Source organism: Aeromonas sp. 2MA4 (assembly GCF_029237305.1).
GTDB classification, from domain to species: domain Bacteria; phylum Pseudomonadota; class Gammaproteobacteria; order Enterobacterales; family Aeromonadaceae; genus Aeromonas; species Aeromonas salmonicida.
In genome coordinates, this window is record NZ_JAACFY010000010.1 from 111346 (window position 1) to 136246 (window position 24901).

General features: G+C 58.8%; 24 protein-coding genes. 7 read left to right on the forward strand and 17 right to left on the reverse strand.

From position 1 onward, the window contains the following. Window positions 1–65: 65 nt before the first annotated feature. The 3 genes from GWQ31_RS12180 to arcB all read right to left on the reverse strand — a co-directional run bounded on the left by GWQ31_RS12180 (window position 66) and on the right by arcB (window position 4327). Window positions 66–269, reverse strand: coding sequence for a hypothetical protein (locus GWQ31_RS12180; protein WP_096120104.1), 204 nt, complete (start codon window positions 267–269; stop codon window positions 66–68). A gap of 322 nt (window positions 270–591) precedes the next feature. Then, complete coding sequence (gene dgt, locus GWQ31_RS12185; RefSeq protein ID WP_275909463.1) at window positions 592–1959, reverse strand: dGTPase; 1368 nt, start codon at window positions 1957–1959, stop codon at window positions 592–594. Window positions 1960–2014: 55 nt separating this feature from the next. Then, a complete protein-coding gene (gene arcB / locus GWQ31_RS12190) occupies window positions 2015–4327 on the reverse strand; it encodes an aerobic respiration two-component sensor histidine kinase ArcB (RefSeq protein WP_219598416.1) in 2313 nt (770 codons plus the stop codon). 207 nt (window positions 4328–4534) lie between these two features. On the opposite strand from arcB, the gene GWQ31_RS12195 reads away from it, so the two are divergent. After that, window positions 4535–5533 (forward strand): DUF2860 family protein, encoded by a 999-nt coding sequence (locus GWQ31_RS12195; RefSeq protein ID WP_275909464.1) that lies wholly within the window; start codon window positions 4535–4537, stop codon window positions 5531–5533. 69 nt (window positions 5534–5602) lie between these two features. Here GWQ31_RS12195 and GWQ31_RS12200 read toward each other — a convergent pair whose 3' ends face one another. The 4 genes from GWQ31_RS12200 to GWQ31_RS12215 all read right to left on the reverse strand — a co-directional run bounded on the left by GWQ31_RS12200 (window position 5603) and on the right by GWQ31_RS12215 (window position 8512). Further along, window positions 5603–6301 (reverse strand): DUF3334 family protein, encoded by a 699-nt coding sequence (locus tag GWQ31_RS12200; RefSeq protein ID WP_005311626.1) that lies wholly within the window; start codon window positions 6299–6301, stop codon window positions 5603–5605. Window positions 6302–6399: 98 nt separating this feature from the next. Further along, the gene (locus GWQ31_RS12205) at window positions 6400–6837 is read right to left on the reverse strand and encodes an HIT domain-containing protein (protein ID WP_005311624.1); all 438 of its coding nucleotides are present in this window, start codon (window positions 6835–6837) and stop codon (window positions 6400–6402) included. A 71-nt stretch (window positions 6838–6908) separates the two neighbouring features. Then, on the reverse strand, window positions 6909–7541 hold the full coding sequence (locus GWQ31_RS12210) for a DUF2057 domain-containing protein (protein WP_275909465.1): 633 nt from the start codon (window positions 7539–7541) through the stop codon (window positions 6909–6911). Between the two features lie 71 nt (window positions 7542–7612). After that, window positions 7613–8512 carry a LysR family transcriptional regulator gene (locus GWQ31_RS12215; protein ID WP_219598413.1) on the reverse strand — a complete coding sequence of 300 codons (900 nt, stop codon included), beginning with the start codon at window positions 8510–8512 and terminating at the stop codon, window positions 7613–7615. A 97-nt stretch (window positions 8513–8609) separates the two neighbouring features. On the opposite strand from GWQ31_RS12215, the gene GWQ31_RS12220 reads away from it, so the two are divergent. Then, window positions 8610–9212 carry a short chain dehydrogenase gene (locus GWQ31_RS12220; RefSeq protein WP_275909466.1) on the forward strand — a complete coding sequence of 201 codons (603 nt, stop codon included), beginning with the start codon at window positions 8610–8612 and terminating at the stop codon, window positions 9210–9212. A gap of 130 nt (window positions 9213–9342) precedes the next feature. Here GWQ31_RS12220 and GWQ31_RS12225 read toward each other — a convergent pair whose 3' ends face one another. The 3 genes from GWQ31_RS12225 to dapA form a co-directional block, all read right to left on the reverse strand. Beyond that, entirely contained in the window at window positions 9343–10446 is a 1104-nt protein-coding gene (locus tag GWQ31_RS12225; RefSeq protein ID WP_169046726.1) for a phosphoribosylaminoimidazolesuccinocarboxamide synthase, read from the reverse strand. A gap of 143 nt (window positions 10447–10589) precedes the next feature. After that, entirely contained in the window at window positions 10590–11714 is a 1125-nt protein-coding gene (gene bamC / locus GWQ31_RS12230; RefSeq protein WP_088814160.1) for an outer membrane protein assembly factor BamC, read from the reverse strand. Next, a complete protein-coding gene (gene dapA, locus GWQ31_RS12235) occupies window positions 11707–12594 on the reverse strand; it encodes a 4-hydroxy-tetrahydrodipicolinate synthase (protein ID WP_219591846.1) in 888 nt (295 codons plus the stop codon). The genes bamC and dapA overlap by 8 nt, the downstream gene beginning before the upstream one ends. A gap of 267 nt (window positions 12595–12861) precedes the next feature. On the opposite strand from dapA, the gene GWQ31_RS12240 reads away from it, so the two are divergent. The 3 genes from GWQ31_RS12240 to GWQ31_RS12250 all read left to right on the forward strand — a co-directional run bounded on the left by GWQ31_RS12240 (window position 12862) and on the right by GWQ31_RS12250 (window position 14826). Then, window positions 12862–13395 carry an ACT domain-containing protein gene (locus GWQ31_RS12240; protein WP_005311611.1) on the forward strand — a complete coding sequence of 178 codons (534 nt, stop codon included), beginning with the start codon at window positions 12862–12864 and terminating at the stop codon, window positions 13393–13395. A gap of 22 nt (window positions 13396–13417) precedes the next feature. Further along, entirely contained in the window at window positions 13418–13882 is a 465-nt protein-coding gene (bcp, locus tag GWQ31_RS12245) for a thioredoxin-dependent thiol peroxidase (protein WP_021139757.1), read from the forward strand. Between the two features lie 443 nt (window positions 13883–14325). Beyond that, window positions 14326–14826, forward strand: coding sequence for a YfbU family protein (locus GWQ31_RS12250; RefSeq protein ID WP_017412149.1), 501 nt, complete (start codon window positions 14326–14328; stop codon window positions 14824–14826). A 60-nt stretch (window positions 14827–14886) separates the two neighbouring features. Here the strand turns inward: GWQ31_RS12250 and yfbV are convergent, their stop codons facing one another. Further along, window positions 14887–15327, reverse strand: coding sequence for a terminus macrodomain insulation protein YfbV (gene yfbV, locus GWQ31_RS12255; RefSeq protein WP_011899053.1), 441 nt, complete (start codon window positions 15325–15327; stop codon window positions 14887–14889). A 302-nt stretch (window positions 15328–15629) separates the two neighbouring features. Between yfbV and GWQ31_RS12260 the strand changes: the two genes are divergently transcribed. Beyond that, window positions 15630–16832 (forward strand): acetate kinase, encoded by a 1203-nt coding sequence (locus tag GWQ31_RS12260; protein ID WP_087756423.1) that lies wholly within the window; start codon window positions 15630–15632, stop codon window positions 16830–16832. Between the two features lie 70 nt (window positions 16833–16902). Beyond that, on the forward strand, window positions 16903–19056 hold the full coding sequence (gene pta / locus GWQ31_RS12265) for a phosphate acetyltransferase (protein WP_042467240.1): 2154 nt from the start codon (window positions 16903–16905) through the stop codon (window positions 19054–19056). Between the two features lie 405 nt (window positions 19057–19461). Here pta and ilvN read toward each other — a convergent pair whose 3' ends face one another. The 6 genes from ilvN to GWQ31_RS12295 form a co-directional block, all read right to left on the reverse strand. Then, entirely contained in the window at window positions 19462–19956 is a 495-nt protein-coding gene (ilvN, locus tag GWQ31_RS12270) for an acetolactate synthase small subunit (protein WP_005311605.1), read from the reverse strand. A gap of 79 nt (window positions 19957–20035) precedes the next feature. Further along, window positions 20036–21754 (reverse strand): acetolactate synthase 3 large subunit, encoded by a 1719-nt coding sequence (locus GWQ31_RS12275; protein ID WP_275909467.1) that lies wholly within the window; start codon window positions 21752–21754, stop codon window positions 20036–20038. Window positions 21755–22144: 390 nt separating this feature from the next. Beyond that, a complete protein-coding gene (locus tag GWQ31_RS12280) occupies window positions 22145–22297 on the reverse strand; it encodes a hypothetical protein (RefSeq protein ID WP_010673158.1) in 153 nt (50 codons plus the stop codon). A gap of 36 nt (window positions 22298–22333) precedes the next feature. After that, on the reverse strand, window positions 22334–23443 hold the full coding sequence (locus GWQ31_RS12285; protein WP_265422610.1) for an MJ1255/VC2487 family glycosyltransferase: 1110 nt from the start codon (window positions 23441–23443) through the stop codon (window positions 22334–22336). After that, a complete protein-coding gene (locus GWQ31_RS12290; RefSeq protein WP_021139762.1) occupies window positions 23440–23943 on the reverse strand; it encodes a phosphatase PAP2 family protein in 504 nt (167 codons plus the stop codon). The genes GWQ31_RS12285 and GWQ31_RS12290 overlap by 4 nt, the downstream gene beginning before the upstream one ends. 126 nt (window positions 23944–24069) lie before the next feature. Beyond that, on the reverse strand, window positions 24070–24693 hold the full coding sequence (locus GWQ31_RS12295) for a TetR/AcrR family transcriptional regulator (RefSeq protein ID WP_021139763.1): 624 nt from the start codon (window positions 24691–24693) through the stop codon (window positions 24070–24072). Window positions 24694–24901 lie beyond the last annotated feature (208 nt).

The following is a 24901-nucleotide window of genomic DNA, read 5'->3' on the forward strand; positions in this document are numbered from 1 at the left end:
GGATACAAAAATGGCAGGCCCAAGCCTGCCATTTTCCTGCAAGAAGGGGGCCAAGCCCCTTCTTGTCAGGTTATTCGATTCCCAAGTCGGAAGCCGGTTTGATATTCCAGCTCACGGATGTGGGCGATCTGCACATTTTGCCCTTCAAGGCCGATATCTTTCAGCAAGGCAGGTGAGAGGTGCAGGTAGCTGATGCGGCGTTCCAGCCGGGTGATCCGTTTCTGAACCAGGGATTCGACAGTGCGCAGCAGAGCCAGTTCGATAGACATGATATTCTCCAGTTGAACGTGCGGTTCTCCCGGAGAGAAGAGATCACCCTGCGGGACAACCGCGGGTGATAAAAAGACAGGGGTTACCTGTTTCCTCCACGCGGTAAAAAAAGAGCACGAGTCTTCGCGCTGCCAATGCAGCGATCGGACGCAACGTTTAGCATTGAATGTTGCATATTCGTCTCCTTACCAAGTGAAAGTTGAACAAGTTGCCACAGTCTAAAAAAAGACCGAATTTTATACAACAACCTCACCCCCATATGGGTGGTGAGTCATCTATCAATGCCTGCGCGCGTTCATTTCTGCCCTTCTCGCGGGCGTATCAGATCCCGGACAGCAAGCGGAACTCTTCCAGCGCATAGGTATCCGTCATGCCGCTGACATAGTCGAGCAGCAGCCGCACCCTGTAGTACCACTCCTGCTCTGCACCGCTGTCGAAACGGGGATCCCTGCTGGCCACGGCCAGCCGGTATGCCTTGAGATGACGGGCCGACAAGCGGTGAAACAGGCGACGGGCGAAGAAGAGCTCGCTGCCCCCCTGCCCGGCCAGCAGGCGCTCGAATTGACTGGCGGGCAATGCCAGCAGGCAGGCATAGGTAGAGAGCACACCGCGCAAGGCGGCATAGCCTTCGAGCTCCAGCGCCTCGACCTCGGGGCGCATGAAAACCTGCTCGCGAGCCACCTGCTTGAGGGTGTCGAGCACCATGGCCGCCGGAGCCTGACCGTGCAGCAGCGCCTGGGGATAGGCACCGCTCAGTATGATCTCGTGCTCGCTCACATAGGTGTGGGCGGCCAGCGCGATCAAGTCGTGAGTCAGATGCTGGCGAAAATGGGGGAAGAAGCCTCTGTCCGAGGCGGTGGCATCCGCCAGCAGCCCGGCCATGTAGCTGCCTTCATCGGCCAGACGCAGCGCCTGTTGCAGCTCGCTCAGGCTGAGAATGCGTCTGTCCACCGCATCTTCGAGATCGGCGATGCAGTAAGATATGTCGTCAGCCGCCTCCATGATGTAGACCAGCGGGTGGCGGCAACCGGGTGCCAGCCCCAGGCTCTGGCTCAGGGAACGGTAGAGGGGTTGCTCACTGAAGAAGATGCCCCGCTTGCTGGTCCAGCCGTGATGCTGGCCGTAATGATGAAGTCCCGGTAGGGGTTGCTGTGGATACTTGCACAGGGCGGCCAGCTGCCCCAGGGTCAGGTTCAGCTCATGCAGACTGTGCACCAACCGCAGACTCTGGGCATTGCCGTCAAACACCAGCAAATCCTGGCGCAGCTCAGCCCACTGCGGGCTGGGCGTCTGGCCAAGGGCTGCAGCGAACAGGGTATCCAGCTCCTGTGTCAGCCACTGGCTCATCACCTGCTCGCCAAAATGGCCGAACGGCGGGTTGCCGACATCGTGCAGCAGGCAGGACATCTCCACCAGATTGATGAAGGCCCCCTCGCACACTGCACCCGCGGGCAGTGCTGCCAGAATGCGGCGGCTGATCTGGCGGCCTGTCTCCTGCACCTCCAGCGAATGGGTCAGACGGCTGCGTACCGAGGCCTTCACATCGAGCGGGAAAACCTGAGTCTTCTGTTGCAGCCGGCGCACCGGTGCCGCCTGTACGATGCGGGCACGATCCAGCTCGGTCGCCTCAAGCAAGTCTTCCTCACCCCAGGGGTGACTGCGCAGTGACGGGATCAGGCGCTGATACATCTTGTTCATCTCCTTCTGTGCCTGAAGCGGCAACGTAATGGGGCGGCAGACAGGCTCAGGAGAGCAGCCAGCGCTTCAGCCGGGCTATGTCACCCGGACACTCGCGGCGCAGCGACTCTATCCAGTCCTCCACGTTCTCCCACCAGGCGGGGTGATCCGGGCTCTGGATCAGCTGGGCCAGCTGTTGCAGCCGGCGCAGACCGATGGAACCGGCCGCGCCCTTGATCTTGTGCGCCTCTTCCACCACGCCAGCCTGATCCTTGGCAATCATGTTGGAGTCGAGCACAGCCATGTAGTCTGGCATCATTTTCTCGAACAGTTCGACGCTGGAGAGCAGCACCGGCTTGCCCACTGTATCGGCGTAATCGGTGAGGAAGGCCAGGTCAAGCAGCGCATCCTGATTGCCTGCATCGGCTTGCTCGTCGGCCTCATCGTCGGCCAGATCCGCAAACAGGTGACCAATCACTTCGCGCACCGCTCGGGAGCCCAGCGGCTTGCTGATCACATCCTGCAGGCCGCGATCCCGATAATACTGGCGATCGCCGGTGGCATTGGCAGTGAGCGCCACCATGGGCGGCAAACTGTCGCCGTAGCGTGCCAGCAACTGGGCCGCCACATCGAAGCCGGTCATGTCCGGCAGCTGGATGTCGAGCAGGATCAGGTCAAAGTCATCGGGATTGGCCATGGCCAGCGCCTGGGCGCCGTCCCGGGCCACCTTGACCTCATGCCCCAACTTGTTGAGCAGGGCGCAGGCCACTGTCACGTTCAGCTCCACGTCCTCCACCAGCAGGATGTCGAGGGTCGGCATCTCCTGTTCGGAGGTGGCCACCTGAGGTTCGACGCAGTCCACTTCCAGCTCGGCGGTGAAGCAGGAGCCTTCACCCGGGTCGCTGTCCACATAGAGCTGACCACCCATGGCCTGCACCAGCTGGCGGGAGACGGCCAGACCTATGCCGGTGCCGGTGGCGTGCTTCTTGCCTTGCACCTGATAGTACATGGCAAAAATTTTCTCCTGCTGGGCGCGAGGTATGCCGACACCGGTATCCTCCACCTCGAAGTGCAGTGCCAACTTGCCCGGCACATCGGCCGCGTGGGAGAGACAACGTACCGTCACGCCGCCCTCATCGGTAAATTTGACCGCATTGCCCACCAGATTCCACAGCACCTGGCGCAGGCGGGTGCCATCGGCCATCACGAACTGCGGCATGTCGCCATCCCGATCGAAATGCAGATAAAGCCCCTTCTGCTCCGCCTGGATGCGCGACAGCGTCTCCAGCTCGTCCAGGAAGGCGGGCAGGTCGATGGGGGTCGGCGCTATCTCCAACCGGCGCCGGTCCAGCTTGTCCAGATCTATGATGTCATTGAAGATATTGCCGAGCGTCACGGCACTCAGGTGGATGGTCTTGAGCTGCTGCTGCTGCCTGGGATCGAGGGGGGTGTCCATCAGCATGCGACTGAGGCCCACTATGCCGTTGAGCGGCGTGCGCAGCTCATGGCTGATGGTGGAGATGAAAGTGGTCTTGTCGCGGCTCGCCTTCTCCAGCTTGTCCTGATATTGCTTGCGCTCTGTGATGTCACGGCCAAAGCCAAGCAGGCCGAGCCGTTTGCCAAAGCGATCGAAGAAAGGCACCTTGCGTAGCTCGAAGTAGGCCTTGCGACCATCCGGGTATTCCAGCCACTGCTCATAGGTGAGCGGCTCGTTGCTGGTAAAGACCTGTTTGTCGGTCTCCACCACCTTGTTGGCAATCTCCTGCTTGTAGACATCGAACGGGGTCAGCCCGATGAGCTCGGCCTCCACCCGGCCGGTCAGCTCCTCCATGGCGCGATTGCAGCCGGAGAACTGCTCGTCTTCATTGCGGTAGTAGACCAGATCGGGGGAGCAGTCGATGAAGGAGCGCAGCAAGGCGGTACGCTCGCCCAGGTGCAACTGAGCTTTTTCGCGCTGGAACACCTCGTTCTCCAGATCCTCGATCGCTTGCTGGCGCAGTGTCTCGGCCCGGTTGGTTTCGGCAATCTGGGCGTTGAGGCGGCTGATGTTCTCCTGCAGCTGGCTGTTGAGTTCCAGATCCCGTTCGCGCATGTCTTGCAGCTTGCGCACCATGCGGGTCAGTCGCTGGCGGGAATCCTCCAGCTGATCCACGACGATGGAGAGAAAATAGACGGCCCAGGGGGTCACCAGCAGGCCGAAGAAGACGGAGCGCACCAGGTCGACTATGTCCACGGTGCCGCGCAGAAACAGGGTTACCCCCATCTGGATGGAGACGGCCAGCACTATGATGCCCGTCGCCAGGAACATGCTGAAGCGCACCAGACCCAGCTTGGTCATCAGATCGACGTAATATTGCGCCCAGGATTTGATTTGTTTCATCTTGTTGTTTTCTCCCCGATATTCGCCGAACAGAATACCAGCACGGCGCGCCGAACTCTTGTGCCGTCACGCTATTAATTATTGATTAACGCCATCTGCCAACTGGGATAGCATGCGTTGGTGGACTCAGTCAGCCGCAGTTCAGCTTGCTGTCCTATCATCCCGAGCCATTTCATCCAACAGCTTGTTATTTCAGGAGTCTTATCGATGCGCACTCTCACCCTGCTGAGTCTTGGCCTGCTGGCAGCCAATGCCGCCCACGCCGATCTGGGGGAGATCCCCAAGCAGTCCGGCTGGTCCGGTTTCCTGCTCGGCGGGGTCAACGCCGTCAGCTACAAGTCCAACTTCTATGCAGGCGATGACAGCAACAGCCGCATCAATGACCTCGGCTCTCCCGACAGTGAAAGCGGTCTGACTCCCCTCATCAACGCCGACATCCGTTACACCTTTGCCGACACCCGTACCCAGGTGTTTCTCGGCAACCTGATCCAGGATGCGATCCGCTTCGACTTCACCCAGCAGCTGGGTCTGCGCCAAGAGATGGGCGACAAGGGAATCGTCGCCACCTCCCTGGTGTTCAACGCCATGCCGGTCGAGCTGTGGAGCGATCCCTTCGCCACCAATGTGGATCGCAGCTCCACCGATGTGAAATCAAAAGGGGGTCGCTTCACCTGGGACAAGATCTGGGGCAGCAACTTCCACGGCAGCCTCACCAGCCGGGAAGTGGATCTGGATGAAGAGCGCAGCGGGCAGCAGTATGACCTGACCCACGGTACCCACTATGCCTCCATGCTGGATCGCAACGGCAAGGTGCACGACATGGAGATCTCCTATCAGTGGCACTTTGGCGGCAACCAGCTGCTGGAGCCCGCGATCCTCTACAAGCAGGCCAGGCTTGATGGCAGCGCCGAGAGCTTCAAGAACACGGGTCTGCAGCTGACCTACGCCAAGCGTGGCCCCCAGTGGTCCATCGTCAGCAACGTCTATGCCGGCAAGCGCAACTATGATGAGGCGAATCCCATCTTCGGCCAGAGCGCCGATGCAAACGAATTTGCCATCAACGGTACCTTCTTCTGGCACAGTCTGTTCGGCGTCAAGGATCTCGCCGCCACCTTTACCGCGGCCTACTCCACCGCCAACTCCGACATCAGCTTCTACGACAGTCAGGCCACCCGCGTCAGCACCGGCCTGCTCTACAACTTCTAAACCGGTCCATCCCAGCAACAACAAGGCCACCCCATGGGGTGGCCTTGGCATTTGTGCACGGGGCTGACGTCAGATACCGAGCGAATCGAGCAGATCGTCGTGCTCATTGGCCACCTTGGCGGCAACCGGCGTCGGCTTGGATGCCGCCAGCTTGGTCTGGGCGATCAGCGCATCCGGATCCAGCTCCTCTTCGTCCATGCCATCACTGTGAATGCGGATGAACTCTGTCCTGTCCATCGCCAGCTCCAGATAGAAGATGTTGTTGCGCGAGGTGAAGAAGGTAACCCGCCGCGCTTCCGGGTTGTCGAGGTTGGTGTCGACGCTCAGCATCACCTGCTTGTTCAGCGCCAGCATTTTAGGCTGGTTCTGGGTAATGTGAGTCTGCAGATCACGGCCCACCTTGACGGTGAAACTGCCGACTATCTGGTTCATCAACTCGCCCATGACGTTGCTCACCTCGTCCGAGGTGTGGGAGATGGCGAGATCTTCCTTGGAGAGGCCCATGCTGAGCATGTAGCTCTCGTACAGCTCCATGGCCGCAGAGGCGGAGAAGTTGATCACGACCAGGCCGGAGAAACCACCGTCGAACAGCACGAAACAGCCGATATCCGGCTTGAGGCAGGTCTTGCTGATGCGCTGCACCATGCCGGAGAAACGCACCTGACTCTGGGTCGCCGCACTCAATACCCCCGTGACCGAATGGCACAGACTCAGCAACACATCCTCTGTGGTCAATACGGCGTCGTTGTCGGCTCTTGTCACTATCATGGGACCTTCCTGAACATCGAAAATGGGCTTATCTATACCATAACTCTAACAGATAGCGCGGCTTGAGCTCTGAAATAGCGAGCCGCCTCTCACTTGACTCAATTATCAACGCAAAGCGGGATGAAACCGGCGAGATGGGCAAGCCGGGCACGCCAGCTATCGGCTTGGGTTCGCAAGGCCTGCGGGTCATATGGCAAAGCGGGGTGAGCCCCCCAGATGGGGCCTGGCCAGGCTTTGTCCGTGGTGAAGCGGGCGACATGGTGCAGATGCAGTTGCGGTACCAGATTGCCCAGCGCCCCGATGTTGATCTTGTCCGGGCTGAGGGCCTGTTCCATCAGGGTGGCGACGGCGCAGGACTCCTGCATCAGCTGTTGCTGCTGAGCGGGCGCCAGATGGTGGATCTCGCGCAAGTTGTCTACCCGTGGCACCAGGATAAGCCAGGGATACTGGCTGTCCTTGGCGAGCAGGACACGGCAAAGCGGCAGATCCCCGAGCAGCTGGGTATCCGCCTGCAGGCGAGTGTGCAATTCAAACATGAAGACCTCGTTGGATAAGGTGGGCGCAATGCACGATGAGAGCCCCCACGTTACTGCAACGGGCTGCAAACTTAAAGTCGCGGCACGGCCCAGCCGACGAAGCGCTTGCGAAGCTCCGGGTCCGCCTGCAAGAAGAGTTGCTGCAACCGCCCCTCCAGTTCGCTGGTTGCCACAGCAGGCACAGCATTGCCCGCTGCCACTGTGGTTGCCGCTCCGGCCATCGTCAACGCTGCCTTGCCACCGCTGCGGTTGTACTCCTCGAGCCGGGCTCGCCAGTCCATACCGATCAGCATGCCGCTGGTCACCAGTGCATCCTGCTGAGTATCGAGCGCCTGACCATTGGCCTGCAGCGTCACAACTGGCGCCTTGGCATAGGCCACCATCGCCTGCTCATCGGCTGGCTGTTGGGCCACCAGCGTCAAGCGCTGGTTGCTGGCCTGATAGCGCACCACCTGAGGATCGGATCGCACCTGACGATCGTTCTCGCTGCTATTGCGACTCGGGATCACCCCCTCATATCGCACCAGCAACTGCTGCTCCCCATCCGCCAGGGTGGCGTGCTGCTCATCTTGCATCTTGCCCGCACTGACCGCCAGGATCTGGAAATCCGGTGGCACCACCACCTCGACGGCGGCCTGCGCCGTACTCATGCCCAGCGCCGACCAAAGCAGTGTCAAACCACTCCACTTCTGATAACTCTTCATGCTCGCTCATCTTCCTGATCGCTACGATGGGCGCAGGGTAGCAGCCGAAGATGACAGAAAAATAACGCCGGTCAGAGCAAGTAGCGGGGCCGCTCGGCAAACCACTGAGCCAGCACCTGCTTGAACAACCGGATCTTGCGTGGCACCCGCCGCTGCTGGGCGTGCAGCACATGGAGCTGATGCAGACCGCTCTGCCACCCGTCGAGCACGGTCACCAGCTCTCCCGCGGCCAGCGCGGGCTCCACCAGCATCAGAGGGCACTTGGCATATCCCATGCCGGCGCGGGCCAGTTGCAGTACGGTACTGTAATGATTGGCCCGCACCTTGCCTTGCACCAGAATGTGGGCCTCTTCCTCTCCTCTGCGAAAGTGCCACTGCTCCCAGGCGGGGTTGCTCCCCTGCAACAGGCAGGGGCGGCTACTCAGCTCATAGGGGCTGGCTGGAATCCCTTCCCGCACCAGCAGAGCTGGGCTTGCCACCACCACGTCCTTGAGCTGACCGAGTGGCAACGCCACCAGGTTGTCGGGGATGCTGCTCATGGCACGCAGGGCTATGTCGTTCTCCCCCTGACTCATGTCGACCATGGCATTGGTGAAGTTGAGTTCGACCTCGACACCCGGGCAGAGCACTGCAAAATGGCCAAGCAGCTCGCTCACCATGCGATCCCCTGTGCTGACCGCACAGGTAAAGCGCAAGCGGCCAGCATCCTCCTCGGTCAGTGCCTGGATATCCTCTTCCGCCTGCCGGACTAGCGCGAAGATCTGCCCCGTCTGCAAATAGAGGGTCTTGCCCGCCTCGGTGAGGCTGAGCCGGCGGGTAGTGCGCTGCAACAACTGGGCATTGAGGGCGGCTTCCAGGGCGCTGACATGGCGGCTCAGCATCCCCTTGCTCACCCCCAGCACATCGGCAGCGGCAGAGAAGCTGCCTCGCTGCACCACCTCGTAAAAGCTGGCCAGATGGGCGATATCCATCATTAGCTCCAATATGGAAACAATGAGTTTATTTTACGCGCTTTTTCCCCCGTTTCATCGCGCTAGAATCGACCTATCTCAACCAGGAGTGAAACAGATGAAGATTGTGATTGTGGGTGCCTCCGGCACCGTCGGCTCTGCTGTCAGTGAACTGCTTGCCAAGGACCATCAGGTGATCCGAGTCGGTCACAGCCGTGGCGATGCCACTGTCGACATGCGCGATCCCGCCTCCATCAAGGCGCTGTTTGCCCTGGTGGGCCAGTTCGATGCGCTGGTCGTCGCCAGCGGCAGCGTGGCCTTCAACGGTCTGACCGAGATGACCGACGAGCAGTGGCAAGTGGGGCTCCAGAGCAAGCTGATGGGCCAGATCAATCTGACACGTGCCGCCATTCCCTATCTGAATGACAAGGGCTCCATCACCCTGATCAGCGGTATTTTGAGCGAGGAACCCATCAACTGGGGAGTCAGTGCGACCACCATCAATGGCGCCATCGAGCACTTTGTGAAGGCCGCCGCCTGCGAGCTGCCAAAGAGCTTGCGCATCAATGTGGTGAGCCCGACCGTGCTGACCGAGTCGATGGACAAATACGCCGACTTCTTCCCGGGCTTCGTGCCGGTGCCCGCCGCCAAAGTGGCACTGGCCTACCAGAAATCAGTGCTGGGCGTGCAGACCGGGCAGGTGTTCAAGGTCAACGGCTGATAGCCGCCACCCTCTTGCCGCCAGACCAGCAATAAAACGGGCCCCGCACTGGGGCCCGTCTGTTGGTCGGATTGTGCCTTTTGCCACCGGCAAACGTTTGTTTTCCGATGACAAAAAAAGGCGGCAACCCTTAGTCGATCAGACCGTACTGATCCCGCAGCACCTCGATGATCTCCTGCTTCGGATTCGCGGAGCGCACCAGCGGGTGACCGATGATCTTCTCGGCGATCCCGACATAGGTGTTGGAGATATCCATCATCACCTCGGTCGGCAGCTTGTTGCCTTTGGCCAGGGCGAAACGTTCCGGCATGCGGTTCTTGTTGAGCAGTATGTCCGGATCCGGGAAGTGGTTGAGCAGCCACTGACGGAAACCCTCTTTGGACTTCTCGACGATCTGGCCATCGCGCAGCGCCGCACCATCCCAGATGCGGGAGCTGTCGGGGGTGCCCACTTCATCCATGTAGATCAGCTTCTCGTTGCCGGCCGCATCCTGGACATAGCCAAACTCGAACTTGGTGTCGACGAAGATCTGATCCAGCGAGGCCAGCGCATCGCTGATGACGTTGAAGCCCTCTTTGAGCAGCACTTCGTAGCGGTCGATGTCAGCCGGTTTGCTGAAGTTGAAGCCTTTGTAGTGGCGTTCGATATCCGCACGGGAGACGTTGACGTCATCGGCTTCCGGCACGCCATCCAGTCCTGTCAGCACACCCTTGGTGGAGGGGGTGATAAGGATCTCCGGCAACTTCTGATCTTTTTTGAGCCCTTCTGGCAAGGTGATGCCGCAGAACTCACGCTCGCCATCCTTGTAGGCACGCCACATGGAACCTGTGATGTATTGGCGGGCGATCGCTTCGATCATCACGGGGCGGGCTTTTTGCACGATCCAGACGAAGGGGTGCGGAATATCCAGGATGTGGCTGTCGGCCAGTCCCTTCTCCTTGAACAGCTTGAACCAGTGGCTGGAGATGGCGTTGAGCGCAGCTCCTTTGCCCGGTACGCCATTCAGCCCGTCGACACCTTGCCAGATGCAGTCGAAGGCCGAGATGCGGTCGCTGATCACCATGAGGGCGAGCGGCGCATCGGCAGGCACATCATAGCCTTTCTCTTTTATGAGCCGGGCACTGTCTTCGGGGGTCAACCAGTAGACGCTGCGCACTTTGCCGGAATGGACAGGTTTATCGGTACGGATCGGCAAATCGTCATTCACCGCCAATACTTGATCTGCAAGACTCATGGCTAATAACACTTCCTGTTTGTGGGAGGAATAAAACAGGGGCACCAGGTCCCTGTTTCTGGGGGGTTAACATATCAAGCGCATCAGACCCTGTATTTACAGGGGGATTAACCTAACAAAACAGGGGCACTAGGCCCCTGTTTCTATTCTGTTTTTGCTGCCTGGTCAGCCAAGCCCTTGGCAAAGGCCTCGGACAGGCTGATATACATCTGGGAGATGACGCCGGACGCCACTGGCTTCTTGTCCTTGTCGAACAGGGTAATAGAGGTCTTGCCCCCCGCCATCTCGCCCAACTGGAAGCGATACTTCTCCTCTTCCAGCTTGAACGGCTCGCCACCCTTGGCTTTCCAGAAATCGCTGCCCGGTTCGTCGTATTCGACGTCGATCCAGCCCAGTGACTGCTGGGTATCCTTGATGGTGAAACCATAGGCCGGCAGCACCTGATTGAGGCGACGCCAGACCAGATCAAAGGAACCGTCAGCAATCCAGGCACTCAGCTCATTGTTGTCCAGACCCAGCTGCAAGCCCATGCCATCGTTGGCCTTGTGCTGCTCGCGGGACTTGAGCTGCTTGTCGTAATAGAGGGAGAACTGGTTCAGGGCGCGGGTCGCGTAGCGCTGGGCATCGGCTGGCGTCAACACATTGGTGGTCTCGCCATCAATGGTCTCTTCGTGATCCAGCACCCGCACCGACATGTTGACAGCATGGCGCTGGGCATCGTTGCGCACTGTGAACTGGTAACGCTGGCGGATGTTGAAATCATCATCCTCTTCACTCCAGCCATCGAGGGCCTTGGTGTTGTCAAACCAGCCGGTCTGCAAGACGCCAGCCTGCTGATCCAGCTTCTCTGTAGTCACCTTGTACTGGGCCAGGAAGTTCATCAGGAAGGCCCAGGTATCGCGCTCCACGCTCTGATTGGTACTCAGGGCATAGAAGGCCACTGTGGGTTCGCTGGCATTGGGCACGACCTGGCTGCCCGGTACCACTGTCAGCAGCTGGGCAGGCGGACGCACGTCAATCTTGGCGCCAAGAGCACCGTCACGGCTGCTCTCTGGCAACGCCGGGATGTCGAAATTGCTGTTAAAGGCGGGGGTACTCAACCCGGACGGCACCAGAAACGCACGACCTTCAAGGCGGGCATCCTCGTACTCGAAACCACGGTTGGCCATCTTGCGATCCTGGGGTGAACTACAGGCTGCCAATACGGCAACGGTCGCTACACTCAGCACCAGGCGCACTGCATTTCCCTTTCCATTTGCTTTAAACACTCGCCATCAACTCCGCAGTCGTCAGTGCTCGCGTCATCGCTTGTTCGCCCTCAGGGGTGAGGTCGGTGAGCGGTAGACGCAAGGTCGCCGTCGCAATCAATCCCAGTCGGGCGCAGGCCCACTTCACCGGGATGGGACTCGGTTCGCAGAACAGAGTCTGATGCAACGGCATCAATCGATTGTTGATGTCATGCGCCTGCCCGGCATTACCGGCCAGCGCAGCACGACACATGTCGGCCATCTGGGCCGCTGCAATATTGGTGGTGACCGAAATGACTCCGTCTCCCCCTTGCAGCATAAAATCACATCCACTGGCATCATCGCCACTATAAAGCGCGAATTCCTCTCCGCACAGCTCACGCAGCAGCGGAGTACGGCTCAGATCCCCGGTGGCCTCTTTCAGACCTATGATGCCGGGTACCCTGGCTAACCGGGCTACCGTCTCCGGTTTGAGATCGCAACAGGTGCGACCGGGCACATTATAAAGAATTTGGGGCAGACCACTAGCCTCGGCGATCGCACAATAGTGACGATAGAGGCCTTCTTGGGTGGGTTTGTTGTAATAAGGGGTAACCGAGAGACCCGCCACCACGCCCGTTTCGGCGAATCGTTTGGCAAGGGCGATGGCATGGGCGGTATTGTTGGATCCGCAACCGGCGATGACGGGAATGCGTCCGGCGGCCAGTTCCACGGTTTTTTCCACGACGGCGATGTGCTCCTGCTCGCTCAGGGTCACCGATTCCCCTGTGGTACCGACCGCAACTATGGCGGCTGTGCCCGCGCTGACATGATAATCGACCAAGGTGGCCAGACTGGCCCAGTCGACTTCACCTGAAGCCAGCATGGGGGTAACGAGCGCAACAAGACTACCGCGTAACATGGATATTTCTCCCGATTTTCAGGGGCGTTATGGTAAAGCTGCCCCCTTGGAAAAACAAGGGAGGCAGGGGGCAAGCCATGATACCATTCGGCACAAAACCCTGTGCGCGAGCGCAACAGCATGCGCCAAATCGTGGTCGTGACCACCACAGGCAGGGCTCGCCGCAACAACATTCTCAACAAGGTTGTCATGTCAGGGTGCAGAGAGTGGCCAGAGCGCTCCCGCTCTACTCACATTCACAACCAGCTAATGGACGAGAGAAGATTTATGACTCACTACCTGGTCGTAACGGCCATAGGCACGGACAGGCCTGGCATCGTCAATGAAGTCACTCGCCACGTCAGTGGGTGTGGCTGCAACATTGTCGATAGCCGTCTTGGTATCTTCGGTAATGAATTCACCTTCATCATGCTGCTGTCCGGTGACTGGAACAGCCTGATGCAACTCGAGATAAGCCTGCCCCTGCGCAGCCAGGAGTGGGAGCTCATCACCATGATGAAGCGCACCGAGCGCCACCATTCGCTGCAATACGACATCAGCGCCAACGCCGAGATCCTGATCCGGGATCAGCCTGGCATCGTAAGCCAGTGCACCCAGTTCTTCAGCGACCACGGCTGGGACATCCAGGCCATGCAGACCATGACGCTGGAGCAACAGCCCTACAACCTGCTCAAGGCAAGCTTCCAGCTCAATCTGGCCAAGCAGGGAGAAGCCGCCGGTTCGGATACGGCCTTCGCCGGATTCTGTCGTGAACTGGGCGCCGAATCGTTCGAATTCATCGTCAACAACAAACACGCCTGACGACCAACCCCAAGGAGAATCCATGCAACCTTTATCCGCTGGCACCCTGGCCCCCGACTTTTCCCTGTCAGATCAGGATGGCAATCCGGTTCGTCTATCCGACCTGCGCGGCAAGAAAGTGCTCATTTATTTCTATCCCAAGGCGATGACCCCTGGCTGCACGACCCAGGCCTGCGGTCTGCGTGACGTCAATAGCGAGCTGGCCGCCCGGGGCGTGGTGGTACTCGGCATCAGCCCGGATCCGGCCAAGCGCCTGAAGAAGTTCGAGGAGCGCGACAGCCTCAACTTCCGCCTGCTGGCCGATGAAGATCACGCCGTCGCCGATGCTTTTGGCGTCTGGGGCCCGAAGAAGTTCATGGGCAAGGAGTATGACGGCATTCACCGTCTGAGCTTCCTCATCGATGAAGAGGGCAAGGTCGTCCACCGCTTCGACAAGTTCAAGACCAGCGACCACCATCAGGTGGTGCTCGACCTCATCAAGGGTTGAGCCCAAAGACATATAAAACACACCATGCAAGAAGGGCCTGCAACTGCAGGCCCTTCGCTTGTCTCGCTCGCCGAGCTCACAGTGTGATGATGGCATCACCTGATGAGTCAAGGCCGGGTAGCCATCTTGGCGGCCCCGTTTTCGTTGCCCCGTCTGCCAGGGCCTGTGGCCACAGCGACGGAGTCATGTTTGTGATGGTCTGGCATGCACCTGTGTCGGGTGCCTTGGTGGCGAGTCATCCGGGCACAAGCCAGATGACTCCTTTATTGTTACCAGCTCAAGCCGCAATGCAAGCACGCAACCGCTGCTTTTAATTAACCAGAAACCGCTCCGTTTTGATTTCCCGATCCGGCTTTCTCACCAACCTCCCCTGCCAGATCAAAAAATTCATCTGAGATATGGGTTAACGTGACCCCAGTTTCATTTTCCAGTGAGAAAAGCCCATGAACATGAGCCACACCGAACGCCTGATCCTGAGCAACCAGTACGAGATCCTGGCCAAACTCAATCCAGAGAAAGCGGCGTCTTACCAGCGGGCCAGCACCATCATAGCGCGCGGCTACTGCCTGCAGATCCTCGAACTGGAGAAGAGCTTCGGTCATCTGGATCTGGCCACCTGTCAGGAGGTGATCGACACCCTGGAACTGCACCATGCGCTGGCCATCTCCTGGGGCAATCTTGATGGGGCCGATCAGAGTGAAATCACCGCCAGCCGGCTGGAATTCAACGGCTACAGCCGCAGCCAGGAGCGGGAGCTGGCCGACTACGTCTGCTTCCTGCTGGAAGTGGACAAGCGCTTCCCCGAGCTCAAGTGCCCATGTGACGAGCTTTCGAGCGACATTGCCATGCGCGACAAGTACCAGCGCATGCTGACCGTATGGCGCCAGTGCCCCCGTCAATACAAGCTCTCCATCCAGGAGATCCGCAAAGTATTGGCGGCCTGATCGACATAGATGGAAAAGGCGCCTCTGGGCGCCTTTATCTGATTGGAAAACCTTGTTCGCCTATTCGTAGAGAAAAGATTTGTCCAGTTGCTTGAACGCAGCATTGAGGGTATCGGCCAGCTCTTCGTAACGGGGCTGGGCCACCAGTTGGCGATGACTGCCCTGCTCGTTCATCTTGCCGTTGATCTCGCGATACCAGCTGGCAAGGGAGGGAGGCAAACGGGTATCGGCACGCTGACCGAGCCAGTAGTAACCTTGCAGCGGCAGACTGAGCAAAAACAGCACTGAGGTCATGACGGAAGGCCAGTAGTGCAGCTCACCGAGCTGGAACTGCAACATGACGCTGAGCACCGCCAGCGCCGGAATGATCTTGAGGGCGAATTCGGTGGCCTTGATCACCCGATTCTCCGGAAACATGGAATTAAGCTCGGGACGGCGGGGCCAAAGGGTCATATAATGACGGCCTTGCTGTAACTTAGTTCCAAAAATGTTCATGCTCATGCTACCTCCGAGCTTTTTTTGAACGTATTAACGGCAAAACCTCGACTATATTTGATGCGAAATAACAAAGGTTGAGGATGACTTTGTTATTTTTCAACAATCGAGTTATCCTTTGTACGCCCAATTTTTGCACCAACGGCCTGCCGTTGAGCTGTCAGGGACGTCTGGATTTCGGGTCTTGTATCACTATACAAGGGGCAAGCAACAGATTGCCAACCCTCATAAGGATAAGTTGAAAGTTTTTGGACGCAACGCGTCCAACGCATCCTCCTACACAACCCAATCTGCGATAGGATTTATTCATGAGTAAGCTGGTTCTTGTACTTAACTGTGGCAGCTCGTCCCTGAAGTTTGCTGTCATTGACGCAACCACCGGTGATGACCTGTTGTCCGGCCTGGCCGAGTGTTTCAACCTCGACGACGCCCGCATCAAGTGGAAACTGAATGGCGAGAAAGGCAGTGCCGATCTGGGCGCTGGTGCCGCTCACCAAGAAGCGCTGGACTACATCGTCAACAAGATCCTGCCGCTCAATCCGGAACTGTCCCAGAATCTGATCGCCATTGGTCACCGTGTTGTTCACGGTGGTGAGCGCTTCACCTCCTCCGTTGTGATCTGTGATGACGTCATCGCCGGCATCGAAGCCGCCGTACCTTATGCACCGCTGCACAACCCGGCTCACCTGATCGGTATCCGTGAAGCCCGTCGTATTTTCCCGGCCCTGGCCGACAAGAACGTGGCCGTGTTCGACACCGCCTTCCACCAGACCATGCCGGAAGAAGCCTTCCTGTACGCCCTGCCGTACAAACTCTACAAAGAGAACGGTATCCGTCGCTACGGCGCCCACGGCACCAGCCACTACTACATCAGCCTGGAAGCCGCCAAGCAGCTGAACAAGCCGGTTTCCGATCTGAACATCATCAACTGCCACCTGGGCAACGGCGGTTCCGTCTGCGCCATCAAGAACGGCAAATCCGTTGATACCTCCATGGGTCTGACCCCGCTGGAAGGCCTGGTCATGGGTACCCGCTCCGGCGATCTGGATCCGGCCATCATCTTCTTCCTGCACGACAAGCTGGGCATGAGCGTGGCGGATATCAACACCATGCTGACCAAAGAGTCCGGCCTGCAGGGTCTGACCGAAGTGACTTCCGACTGCCGTTTCGTTGAAGACAACTACGACAGCAAAGAAGAAGCCAAGCGTGCCATGGATGTTTACTGCTATCGCCTGGCCAAGTACATCGGCGCCTACGCCGCCGCCATGGACGGTCGTCTGGATGCCGTGGTCTTCACCGGTGGTATCGGTGAAAACTCCGCTCCGATCCGTGAAATCACCCTGAACAAGCTGGGTCTGCTGGGCTTCGACGTCGATCACGACGCCAACCTGGCTGCCCGCTTCGGCAAAGGTGGCGAGATCACCAAGGCTGGTTCCACCAAGGCCCTGGTTATCCCGACCAACGAGGAGTGGGTCATTGCCCACGACGCGCTGGAACTGGTCGGCGCATAAATTCGCTGTAGAGCAAGGCCGCCCCAGGGCGGCCTTTTCCTGATCCCAAAAAATGAACAAGGGGTATTAAGTGGCACGCACTATTATGCTTATCCCGGTCGGCACTGGTGTCGGCGTAACTTCCGTGAGTCTTGGCGTTGTCCGCGCCATGGAACGTCACGGTGTCAATGTCAGCTTCTTCAAACCGGTCGCTCAGCCGCGTCCGGGTGAAACCGGTACCGAGCGCTCCACCGCCGTGATCCGCGCTGCTGCCAACATCAACCCGCCCGAGCCATTCGCCCTCTCCTACGCCGAGAACATGATCACCTCCAGCAACACCGACATCCTGCTGGAAGAGATAGTGGCTCGCTTCGAAGAGCACGTGAAGGCCAGCGGTGCCGAAGTGCTGGTCATCGAAGGCATGGTACCGACCGACAAGCAGCCGTTTGCCAACAAGCTGAACTATGACGTCGCCAAGGCGCTGGATGCCGACATGGTGTTCGTGACCCATCCGGGCAACGACTCCAGCCAGAAGCTCAAAGAGCGCATCGAGCTGGCCTGCTCCAACTTCGGTGGCGTCAACAACCCCCGTATCGTTGGTTGCGTCATCAACAAGGTAGGTGCTCCGGTTGACGAGCACGGTGTGACCCGCCCGGACCTGACCGAGATGTTCGAGGCGCACCACCACGCTTCTGAAGCGGCCCACAATCTGGAAGTGCTGCAAGTGTTCGGCAAGAGCCCGCTGCGCATCCTGGGTTGCATCCCCTGGAATACCCAGCTGATCGCCCCGCGCGCCAAGGATCTCGCCAAACATCTGGCCGCCAAGATCCTGCACAAGGGTGAGCTGGACAGCCGTCGCCTGCAAACCGTGACCTTCTGTGCCCGCTCCATCCACAACATGGTTGAGCACTTCCGTCCGGGCAGCCTGCTGGTGACCTCCGGCGACCGTTCCGACGTCATCGTCTCCGCCTGCCTCTCCGCCATGAACGGCGTCAAGCTGGGCGCACTGCTGCTGACCGGCAACTATCATCCCGAGCCGCAAGTGATGGCCCTGTGCCAGCAGGCCATGGCCACCGGCCTGCCGATCATGATCACTGGCACCAACACCTGGCAGACCGCCGTCAGCCTGCAAAACTTCAACGTCGACATTCCGGAAGATGACCGCGAGCGTATCGAGCTGGTGCAGGACTATGTGGCTGGCCACATCGACAAGCACTGGATCGAGTCTCTCTCCGCCAAGTCTACCCGTTCCCGTCGTCTGAGCCCGCCGGCGTTCCGTTATCAGCTGACCGAGCTGGCCCGTCAGGCCAACAAGCGTGTCGTGCTGCCGGAAGGCGAAGAGCCGCGTACCATCAAGGCAGCTTCCATCTGTGCCGAGCGTGGTATCGCCCGTCCTGTGCTGCTGGGTAACCCGGAAGAGATCCGTCGCGTTGCAGAGCAGCAGGGTGTGGTGCTGACCGACCGTGTCGAGATCATCGACCCGCTGGAAGTGCGTGAGCGCTATGTGCCGCGTCTGGTCGAACTGCGCAAGAACAAGGGCATGACCGAAGTGGTTGCCCGCGAGCAGCTGGAAGACAACGTGGTGCTGGGCACCATGATGCTGGAGCGTGGCGAAGTAGACGGTCTGGTATCCGGCGCGGTACACACCACCGCCAACACCATCCGTCCGCCGATGCAGATCATCAAGACTGCCCCGGGCTCTTCCCTGATCTCCTCCATCTTCTTCATGCTGCTGCCTGATCAGGTGCTGGTGTACGGTGACTGCGCCATCAACCCGGATCCTACTGCCGAGCAGCTGGCCGAGATTGCCATCCAGTCCGCCGACTCCGCTGCCGCCTTCGGCATCGAGCCGCGCGTCGCCATGATCTCCTACTCTACCGGTACCTCTGGCGCCGGTGCCGATGTAGAGAAAGTGCGTGAAGCGACCGAGCTGGCCAAGGCCAAGCGCCCCGACCTCATCATCGACGGTCCGCTGCAATACGATGCGGCCATCATGGAGAACGTGGCCAAGTCCAAGGCCCCTAACTCACCGGTTGCAGGTAAAGCCACAGTGTTCGTCTTCCCGGATCTGAACACAGGCAACACCACCTACAAGGCGGTACAGCGTTCCGCAGATCTGGTCTCCATCGGCCCCATGCTGCAAGGCATGCGCAAACCGGTCAACGACCTGTCCCGTGGCGCCCTGGTAGACGACATCGTCTACACCATCGCCCTGACCGGTATCCAGGCAGCTCAGGCCGAGTAATCGCCCCTCAGCCGACCCTGTGAAAAACCCGCCGAGAGGCGGGTTTTTTTATAGTGGGCGGGCGACATGTTGATCCGCAAGATCAAATCAGGATCCTGACCGGATCACTATGCCTCTCTCCATGGCTTGTCTGGCAAGGCTGGCAGGATAAGCAAACACTCACACCCGCCACAGGGGATTGCACAATTGCACCCCAGCAGAGATCAGCTCCAAATACCCCTTTAAGATCAGCTCACTAACACTAGACACACCGCTAATCTACAGAGTTTTCCACAGCTTTTGTGGATAGTTTACTGATCATTTGAAAGAAAATGACAGACTCGCTCTTCCCCCTGGCCCAGCTTGCGCCCGTGAAAAAGGGCTCCGAAGAGCCCCTTTGGGATAACAAATCCACCTGCCGAACAATTAGGGGCGCAGTGCCTTGTCCGCCCGGGAGATGCCACAGACGCCGGAGCGCACCACTTCGATGATCTCGTTGGTCTGGGCGGCAGTCTTGATAAAGGCGTCCAGCTTCTCGCTGGTGCCCACCAGCTGCACAGTGTACTGCTCCGGGGTCACGTCGACGATCTGGCCACGGAAGATGTCCGCCAGCCGTTTCAGCTCGTCGCGAGCACCACCGGCGGCGCGCGCCTTGACCAGCGCAATCTCCCGCTCGATATGCTCCCCTTCGCTCAGGTCACACACCTTGAGCACGTCCACCAGCTTGTGCAGTTGCTTCTGGATCTGCTCCAGCACCCGCTCGTCACCCATGGTGACGATTGTCATGCGCGACAGGGTGGGATCCTCGGTGGGGGCCACCGTCAGGGTCTCGATGTTGTAGCCGCGCTGGGAGAAGAGACCCACCACACGACTCAGGGCGCCGGACTCGTTTTCCAACAGCACGGAAATAATATGTCTCATCAGATTTCCCCCGCCTTGCTCAGCCACATCTCATCGACGGCGTGATCCACCAGTACGACCGAAATAATATGTTCCATCGTCAGGTTCTCTCCGTCTTGCTCAGCCACATCTCATCCATGGCGCCAAACTTGATCTGCATCGGGTAGACATGCTCATCCGGATCGACCGAGATATCCATGAACACCAGCCGATCCTTGATGGCAAAGGCTTTCTCCATGGCGCTCTCCAGCTCCGCCGGATCGCTCACCGCGATACCGACGTGGCCGTAGGCTTCCGCCAGCTTGACGAAGTCGGGCAGGGATTCCATGTAGGAGTGGCTGTGACGACCGCCGTAGAACATCTTCTGCCACTGCTTGACCATGCCAAGGGCGCGGTTGTTGATGGAGATGATCTTGATGGGCACACCGTACTGCAAACAGGTGGAGAGTTCCTGAATGTTCATCTGTACCGAGCCGTCACCAGTGACGCAGCAGACCACGGCATCTGGGTTGGCAAACTGGGCGCCCATGGCGGCCGGAATACCGAAGCCCATGGTGCCGAGGCCTCCGGAGTTGATCCACTGGCGCGGCTTGGCAAAGGGGTAGTAGAGGGCGGCGAACATCTGGTGCTGGCCCACGTCGGAGGCAACGAATGCCTCCCCCTTGGTCACCTTGTACAGGGTCTCGATCACCTGCTGGGGCTTGATCAGAGTGGGGTGTGTCTCATAGGCCAGGCAGTTGCGGGAACGCCACTGGGCGATCTGGCTCCACCAGTCTGTCAGCGCCTGCTTGTCATTATCAAAACCGCACTCGCGGATCACTTCCAGCATCTGCTCCAGCACGGTTTCCACCGAGCCGACGATGGGCACATGGGCCTGTACCGTCTTGGAGATGGAAGTGGGATCGATATCGATGTGCACTATGGTGGCATTGGGACAAAACTTGGCCACGTTGTTGGTGACGCGATCATCGAAGCGGGCACCCACGGCAAAAATCAGGTCCGCATTGTGCATTGTCTTGTTGGCTTCGAAGGTGCCATGCATCCCCAGCATGCCGACAAACTGCGGATGGGTGCCAGAGAAGGCCCCCAACCCCATCAGGGTGGTGGTCACCGGCAGGTTCAGCAACTCGGCCAGCTTGGTCACCAGATGATCCGCATTGGCATTGATGGCGCCGCCACCCACATACATCACAGGGCGTTGCGCATCTACCAGCAACTTGGCAGCCCGCTTGATCTGGCCCTTGTGTCCGGCCTTGGTCGGATTGTAGGAGCGCAGCGAGACGGACTCGGGATACTGATAGGGGAATTTCTCTTTCGGGTTCTGCACGTCTTTGGGCAGATCCACCACCACAGGCCCCGGGCGGCCGCTGGCGGCAATGTAGTAGGCCTTCTTGATGGCATCGGGAATGTCGCTGGCTTTCTTGCACAGGAAGCTGTGCTTCACCACAGGACGGGAGATGCCGATCATGTCGGTCTCCTGGAATGCATCCTCCCCGATCATGCTGGTCGGTACCTGACCGGACAGGATCACCAGGGGGATGGAGTCCATATAGGCGGTCGCGATCCCCGTGATGCAGTTGGTCGCGCCGGGACCCGAGGTCACCAGCACTGTGCCCACCTTGCCGGTGGAGCGGGCGTAACCGTCCGCCATGTGCACCGCGGCTTGCTCGTGCCGCACCAGGACATGCTCCATCTTGCCGTTTTCAAAGAGAGCGTCATAGATGTCGAGCACTGAGCCACCAGGGTAGCCGAAAACGTGCTCAACTCCCTGATCTTCCAGCGCTCTAACCACCATCTGGGCGCCTGATAACATCTCCATGATAAAGCCCTCCAGGCTTTGCTCCGTTAAGCGAAAGCTATCGACAGTCCGCTGCTTCCCGGCAGCGCCGGCCCCGTGTCTTGTTGTTGTCTGAATACGGGCCAGGCGAGTTCGGTGCCGTCGATAGTAGAAAAATAGGTTTTTTCCATCATTCACCCGAAAAGCGGGTGAAAATCCAACTTAACCCGCTTGCGAACGCTTGTCCACGGCTTTGTCTGACCAGAACAGTCATAAATTTCAAACAGCTATTAACATTCAGTGACTTGGTGAAAAGGGTGGGTACAAAGCGGGGAAGATGGGGGGCTGGCTAGCGGATCATGCTGTCACTATGAGAAAAACAAGAAAAAAATAGCCCACCCGTCGGGATGGGCCGTCGAGCAGAGCACAGACTTACTGTTCGTCTTCCGGCTCCGCCAGCCAGATCTGTTGATCCGGATCCGTCTCTTCACAGACCGAGATGCTGACCCCCATGTCCAGCAGCTCGTGCAGTGTCAGATTGTCTGCCAGTGTCATGGTATCGCCGTTTTCATTGGTAAAGCGCATTGTGTCCGTCCTCTCCTTGGTGGGATCCCTTTCAGTCTAGTCAAAGGCGCTCACTTGCGATAACCAAGTGCTGTTTAATGCGCAGCCCCCTTCCAGTTCACTCAAACGATCACATACCTCTTCCGGAAACAGGGTGCGAGCCCACAGTCGGCGCGAGAGCTGTGCCACGCTCTCCTCTGCCCCATTCGCAAGCCAGCTCGCCAGCGCGCCCGCCACATCAGGGTAGAGGATCTGGCCCGGAGCCGACGCATCCAGCCAGGCCCGCACCGCATTGGCATCCAGTCCATCCATCAAGTGGGCCAACCCCATCAGCTCCAGCGTCTTGCTGTTGGTCAGTTGCTCGAACTGTCCTCCCAGCGGCTTGACCAGCAGCTTCTTGCCAAGGGAAAGCGCCTCCGACGCCAGCTCAAATCCCCCGTTGGTAATGACACCGCGGCAACCTGCCAGCACCTGCTTGAATCCTTCCCGCGCCTGCGGCTCGAAACGTATGTTGCGCCACTGACTGGCGCTGCGAATGGCCGGGTGAAAGCAGACGAAACGCTGTTGATTGAAGCGCGACAAGAGAGCGGCGATGGCTTCAGTCTGTTCAAACGGCAGATAGACCAGGATCTGCTGATTGTCGGGCAGTGCAACGATGGGATCTATGATGGGGGGCAGCAGTGGCTGACCGAAGTGAAACCAGTGCAGTCCGAGGGACTGGCGAACCGGGGCAAAATGACGCATCAGCTGGCGATTGAAGCCGCTCTCGCCCCAACGCGGGATCGGCCAGTCAAAACTGGCCTGATGGCTGATGGTGAGGCTGGGTTTGCCCCAGCGATGGGCCGCGTGAGCACTGAGCGGTTCGAAATCGCTGATCACCAGATCGTAATCGCGACAATCCAGGGCCCGCATATCCCGCCAGAAGCGCAGGGGTGAGAGCCCCTTGAGGGTACGCCAGCCAGAAATGGCCCCCTCATGGCTGACAAAGGTGATGCCGGCAAAGGTACGGTAGTCGCCGAACTCGTCCATCTCGAAGTAACCATCGGCGGGGCGACCGCTGAACAGGTAATCGACCTCCAGCCCCTGCGCTCGCAGTGCACGAGCCAGGGTACGGCTGCGGCTGATATGACCGTTGCCGGTACCCTGCACGCCAAACAGTATCCTCATCCCTGATGCCAGCTGAGCGCAAGCAGGGCACAGCCACCGCCGAGCAGGGCACCGGCCACCAGATCGCTCAGGTAATGCACCCCAAGCAACAGACGTGACGCCCCCACCAGCGCGGCCCAGACAAACAACAAGGGTGCCCAAAGCGGGAAGCTGGCGGCCAGCACGGTCGCCATCAGAAAGGCGGCGGCAGTATGCCCGGAGGGCAGACTGTAACGATCGGAGGGGGTAATGAAAACCGGCAAGCCCACCGGCCGCTGACGTTTCAGCGCATTCTTGAGCAGCAAATAGAGCGGCAATTCGATGGCAAAGGCGAGCAGAGCCACCCCGACCAGTTCACGTTCCGCCTCCCCCTGCCACCAGAGCAGTGTCGCCAGTACGGCGTAGAGGGGCCCGTCACCGGTGCGGGAGATGAGCCGACTGATCCTGGCCTGTGGCCGGTTGTAGGAGTGGAGCAGGCAGATGCGGCACACCTGCAGGTCCCATTGCTGGATCTTGTTCATAACCCCTCCTTCCCTGAAGTCTCTGTGCAGACTAGGGCAATGGAGTGACACTAAATTGAACAAGGGATAACAGATTTATGAAAAAAGGGCCGAATGGCCCTTTTTTACCGCAAGCGAGGCAAATGATCAGTTCAGGGTGCCGCGCAGGCCGTTTTCCATCAGCCGGCAGTTGTGATCCGCCAGACGGGCCATGAAGTGCTCATCCACGGTCAGACCAAACACCTGCTCGTAGAGATCCTTCATCACGAACGGCTGCCACATCATGCTGAGAAAGGAGATCTTCAGCATCTCGGGATCCAGGTTGTCACCCAGCTCGCCATTGCTCTTCATGGACTCCAGCAAGGCATCAAACTGGGGCAGTTGACGTTCCAGCAGACGATTCAGCACAAAATCCCGCCCGGGACTCTTCTCGGTCGATAATGCGCTGGAGATGGCGGAAGTGAGTTCGCTGTTGGGCGCCATCACCTGGTAGTAGGTGTTGAGCAGCTCATTGAGGCTGCGGTTGCCAATCTCGTCTTGCCATGCCTGGTCCAGCGGCTCGGCCACATCGCCCAGCACTGCCTTGTAAAGACCCTCTTTACTGCCGAAGTAATAATGGATCATCGCCAGATTGGAGCCGGCCAGCTCGGCGATCTCGCGGGTAGTGACTTTGCTGTAGGGCGTATTGAGAAAACGCTCACGAGCGGCACAGAGCAACTTGTCACGAATGTCAGAACGTCCGACCGGACGACCAGGTCTGCGTTTTTCCATTGGATACCTCAGATAATTCAGCAAAAACTGATAAGTCGATCTGATTGCATAGATGATCGAGTACAGCAGGAATGACCAGATAATCGGGCAAGGGCCGAATATGGGACAAGTAAATTTGCACTCCTTTACAATCCGATTAAATAAACCAGCGGATTGAACCGGTGAGTCCGGGTTGACACAGCATAAAAATCTCGATATTGGTAACAGC